Below are 4,935 nucleotides of genomic sequence, written 5' to 3' on the forward strand. Positions count from 1 at the left end.
GTTTTGCGGAGGTGGGTTAGGCGGGGGGCGAGGCTGGCCAGGCCGCCGGGGAAGAAGTAGACGGCCAGGATGAAGACGGTGCCCAGGACGAAGAGCGGCTGGGACAGGGGGCGGCTGAGGATCGCGGGCAGGGCGTCCACCGCGTCGCTGGTGCCGAACGCGACCAGCCGGTGGTCCAGGTACATGTAGAGGATGCCGCCGAGCACCGGGCCCCACCGGGTGCCGGGCCCACCGAGCACCACCATGACCAGCAGCGACAGGGTCAGCTCGGACGAGGTGATGTGCGGCGAGGCGCCGCCGACGATCAGGCAGTAGACCACGCCCCCGGCCGACGCCAGCCCGCCGGCCAGGGTGAACGCCACCAGCTTGAACCGGTACGGGTCGAGCCCGAGCACCCCGATCCGGCGCTCGTCGTCGCGCAGGCCGGCGAGCACCCGCCCGGTCGGCGAGCCGCTCACCCGGTGCACCACGAAGATCACCACGACCAGGTACGCCAGCGCCAGCCAGTAGAGGTTGACCGTGTTGGCGACCCCGACCAGCGCCGGGGGCAGGTTGGAGACGTCCAGCGGCAGTCCCTCCTCGCCGCCGGTGAGCCCGCCGAAGTCCCGGGCCACCAGGATCGCGCCGACCTGGGCGAAGGCCAGCGTCACCATGGCGAACGCGATCCCGACGGTGCGCAGCGCGACGGCGCCGAGCAGCGCGGCGAGGATGGTGCCGCCGGTGATGGTCAGCAGCGCGGCCTGCCACAGCGGCAACCCGGCCTTGGTGATCAGGATGTCGGTGCCGTAGACGCCGGCGGCGAAGTAGAGCGCGTGCCCGAAGGAGAGCATGCCGGTGCGGCCGAAGAGCAGGTCGTAGCCGGCCGCCAGGCCGCCGAAGACCAGGCACACGGCGAGCAGTTGCAGGGTGCCCGGCGAGTTCAGCGGGCCCTCGAAGATGCCCGGCAGGTGCACCGTCGAGTACGGCAGGATCAGCGCGACCACCAGCGCGACCAGCGGCAGGAACGGGCGCACCCGGTGCCACCGGCCGGTGTCCGGCGTCAGTTCGGCGGGCACCGCCGCCGGCGGCGCGGGAACCTCGGGACTCTTGACCTCGGTCATGCCGTTGCCACCTTTCCGGCGATGCCCTGCGGGCGCAGCAGCAGCACCACGGCCAGCAGCGCGACCACGCAGATGTCGCCCAGCCCGGAGGTGCCGTAGTAGTTCACGAACTGTTGCAGCAGGCCGACCGCGACCGCCGCGTACGCGGACCCGACCACCGAGCCCATCCCGCCGATCACCACGACGATGAACGCGAAGATCAGCAGTGAGCCGCCCTGGCCCGGCGAGACCGTGCCGAAGTAGACGCCACCCAGTGCGCCGGCCAGTGCCGCGGCCGCCCCGCCGATCGCGAAGACCAGGGTGAACGCCTTGCGCACGTCGATGCCGAGCGCGGTCACCATCTCCCGGTTCTCCACCCCGGCCCGGATCACCAGGCCGTAGCGGGTCCAGCGGAGGAAGGCGAGGATCGCGCCGAGCACCGCCACCGCGGCGATGATCAGCAGCAGGCCGCCGTTGGGCACCTGCGCGCCGAGGATGCCGGTGACCTGCCGGGTCCAGTCGGGCCGCGGGAACGGCCGGGCATCCGCGCCCCAGGTGGCCTGGAGCAGCGCCACCCCGGCCAGCGACAGGCCGACGGTGACCAGCACCTGCTCGATGGTGCGGGAGTAGAGCGGCCGGATCAGCACCAGCTCGACCAGCACCGCGACCAGCGTGCCGGCGGCCACCCCGAAGGCGACCGCGACCAGGAAGCCGAAGCCGTCGCCGCCGGCGCCGGGCAGGTTGCCCGCCGCCCACCAGGTGGCGTACGCGCCGACGCCGAGGAACAGCCCGTGCGCGAAGTTGAGCACGTCGGCCAGGCCGAAGACCAGCGAGAGCCCGGAGGCGACCAGGAAGTAGAGCGCCGCCAGGCCGAGCCCGGTCAGCGTCAGCAGGACGATGGTGTCCATCAGTGCGCGTCCTTCCCTGCGGTCGGCCCACCGGACGCGGCCGGCGCGTGCCCCTCCGCGGAGCCCACGCCGAGCAGCGACTTGGTCAGCGCGGTCTCCAGCAGCAACTGCTGCGCGTCCCCGACCCAGGCCACCTGGCCGGCGGCCAGCACCACCGCGTCCCGGGCGAGCCGCCGGACCACCGCCAGGTTCTGCTCGACGAGCAGCACCGGCACGGACTCGGCGACCCGTTCCAGCACCTCGGCCACCTCGGTCACCACCTTCGGCGCCAACCCCTTGGTCGGCTCGTCGACCAGCAGCAGCCGGTTGTCGTTGAGCAGCACCCGGCCGATGGCGAGCATCTGCTGCTGCCCGCCGGAGAGCGACCCGGCACGCTGCCGGCCGCGCCGGTCCAGCTCCGGGAAGAGCGCGTACACCTTGTCGTACGCCGGGGTGGTGCCGCGCCGTTCGGCGAGCCGCAGGTTCTCCGCGACGGTGAGCCCGGCGAAGACGCAGCGGTCCTCGGGCACGTAGCCGAGCCCCCCGCGGACCAGCCGGTGGGTGGGCCGGGCCAGCAGGCTCTGCGCGCCCATCCGGATGGTGCCGCGCACCTCCCCGCCACGCGGGGTGAGGCCGACGATGGCGCGCAGGGTGGTGGTCTTGCCGACGCCGTTGCGACCGAGCAGCACGGTGACGCCGGTCGGGGCGACGGTGAACGACACCCCTTGCAGGATGTGCAGCCCGGCGATCCGGACCGACAGGTTCTCCACGTTGAGGACGGGTTCCATCAGAGCGACTCCCCCAGGTAGGCCTCTTGCACGGTGGGGTTGGCCATCACCGTCTCCGGGGTGTCGCAGGCCAGCAGCGCGCCATGGTGCATCACGGCGATCCGGTCGGCCAACTCCAGGATCACGTCCATGTGGTGCTCCACCATCAGCACCGACCGGCCGCTGTCGCCGGTCAGCGAACGGATCACCGTCACCAGTTCCGGCACGTCCTCGGCGCTGACCCCGGCCATCGGCTCGTCGAGCAGCATCACCCGCGGCTCGCCGGCCAGCAGCAGCGCGATCTCCAGCTTGCGCTTCTCGCCGTGGGCCAGCGTGCCGGCGAGCGCCGCGCCCCGGTGGGCGAGGCCGACGCGCTCCAGCGCCGCGTCGGCGGCGGCGGCCACCTCCCGGTCGGCCGCCGCCCGCCGCCACAGCTTCATCGAGCCCCCGCGGTGCGCCTGTACGGCGAGCCGCACGTTCTCCCGCACGCTGAGCGAGCCGAAGACCGAGGACGCCTGGAAGGTACGGCCCAGTCCGAGACGGGCCCGCCGGTGCGGCGGCAGGGACGAGATGTCCTGCCCGTCGAGGGCGACCCGTCCTTCCGTGGCCCGGCGCAGGCCGGTGATCAGGTTGAACAGTGAGGTCTTGCCGGCGCCGTTCGGCCCGATGACGCCGAGGAACTCCCCGGGCGCCAGGTCGAGGTAGACGCTGTCGACGATGGCGACCTCACCGATCCGCCAGGTCAGACCGCGGGTGGCGAGCATGGTTCAGCCCTTCATCGCCACGGCCGGCGGCGCGCTCTCGTCGCCGGTGAGGCTCTTCTGCGCGGTGGCCGTGAAGGTGGTGCCGCTGCCGGTCAGCTTGGCCTGGAACATCGGCTGGAGCAGGGCGTGGTCCTCGGCGCGGATGGTCATCTTGCCCTTCACACCGTCGAAGCTCCAGCCCTCCAGCGCGGTGACCATCTTCTCGACGTCGTCGCCACCCTCCTGCACGGCGCGGACGACCATCTGCGCGGCGGCGAAGCCGTCCGGGTGGAACAGGTCGAGCGTGCCGCCCGGGATCTTGGCCTTGGCGGCCTTGGTGGCCTCGTTGTCGGTGGCCCCGTCGAAGTAGTGCGACAGGAACGAGATCTTGCTGCCGGCGGCGCCGAAGGTCGGCCAGCTGGCGCGGATGTCCAGGCCGGTGACGACCGTGGTCGAGGAGAGCACGCCCTGCTGGTCGAGGGTCTGCCACATGGCCGGGGCGGTGGTGCCGGCCCAGGCGACGAAGAGCAGGTCCGGCTTGGCGGCCTTGATCTGGCTGGCGAACGGGGTGAACTCGGTGGCGCTGGCCGGAGCCCGGACGCTGCTGACGGTCGCGCCGGCGCCGCCGATGACGGTCTTCACGGCCGCCTCGTTGGCGTCGCCGAAGGCGCCGTCCTGGGCGAAGACCACGACCTTCTTGCCGGCCGGGTCGCCGATGAACGACTTGGCGGTCAGCACGTCCTGGTACGACTGCCGGCCGGACCGGAAGGTGTACTTGTTCGCGCCGGTCACCGCGTCGGTCGCGGCCGGCCCGGAGATGAACAGCACCTTGTTCTGCGCCGCGATCGGCGCGACCTGGAGGGCCACCCCGGACGCGGTCGAACCGGCGATGATCTTGTGTCCCTTGCCGATCAGGTCCTTGGCCGCGGAGACCGCCTTCGCCGGGTCGCCGGCGTCGTCGACCTCGGTGATCTCGATGGACCGGTCGCCGACCTTGTTGGTGCCCTTGGTGGCGAAGTCGAGGCCGGCCTTGAACCCCTCGATGTACTGCTTGCCGTAGCTGGCCAGCGCTCCCGACTGGGAGTAGACCAGGCCAACCTTGACCGGGGCGGCGCTGTCGCCGCCACCGGAGGCGGTGTCCTGCGGGCTGCCACAGGCCGTGGCGGCGAGCGCCGCGGCCATCATCGTGGCGGTGGACAGGAACACCCGCCGCGTCGTCCGGACCGTCATTGCGACTCCACGTGAGGACTCGGAGGGAAGGGAACTCATTTGTCGGCTCACGCTAGAAGTGACGTCACGCACGGGCTATGTGGCCGAAACACACAAGTAACAGGGGTCGGGTGGCCGACCGTAACAGCCGCCGACCTGCGGCAGTGACGGCCTACCGCCGCGATGGGCGCGGCAGCCATGGCCGAAACCGGGCATGTGTCGCACCCCGCCACCGCCCCCCACCCGCCCG

At 72.1% G+C, this 4,935-nt stretch carries 5 protein-coding genes; all 5 read right to left on the reverse strand.

Annotated features, from left to right (window positions below; genetic code table 11):
* Positions 1–1,100: branched-chain amino acid ABC transporter permease (locus tag DLJ47_RS33425; RefSeq protein ID WP_109906117.1), on the reverse strand; the 1,100-nt coding region annotated here is incomplete at its 3' end.
* Positions 1,097–1,987, reverse strand: coding sequence for a branched-chain amino acid ABC transporter permease (locus DLJ47_RS33430; RefSeq protein WP_109906119.1), 891 nt, complete (start codon positions 1,985–1,987; stop codon positions 1,097–1,099). The genes DLJ47_RS33430 and DLJ47_RS33425, both read right to left, overlap by 4 nt.
* Positions 1,987–2,754, reverse strand: a complete 768-nt coding sequence (locus DLJ47_RS33435) for an ABC transporter ATP-binding protein (RefSeq protein WP_199236107.1) — start codon at positions 2,752–2,754, stop codon at positions 1,987–1,989. Before DLJ47_RS33435 ends, DLJ47_RS33430 begins: the two co-directional genes overlap by 1 nt.
* Positions 2,754–3,497 (reverse strand): ABC transporter ATP-binding protein, encoded by a 744-nt coding sequence (locus DLJ47_RS33440; protein ID WP_109906121.1) that lies wholly within the window; start codon positions 3,495–3,497, stop codon positions 2,754–2,756. Before DLJ47_RS33440 ends, DLJ47_RS33435 begins: the two co-directional genes overlap by 1 nt.
* A 3-nt stretch (positions 3,498–3,500) precedes the next feature.
* Positions 3,501–4,706 (reverse strand): substrate-binding domain-containing protein, encoded by a 1,206-nt coding sequence (locus tag DLJ47_RS33445; RefSeq protein ID WP_109906123.1) that lies wholly within the window; start codon positions 4,704–4,706, stop codon positions 3,501–3,503.
* Between the last annotated feature and the right edge of the window lie 229 nt (positions 4,707–4,935).

The organism is Micromonospora sp. S4605 (assembly GCF_003176715.1).
In the GTDB taxonomy this organism is placed as follows: Bacteria; Actinomycetota; Actinomycetes; order Mycobacteriales; family Micromonosporaceae; genus Micromonospora; species Micromonospora echinaurantiaca.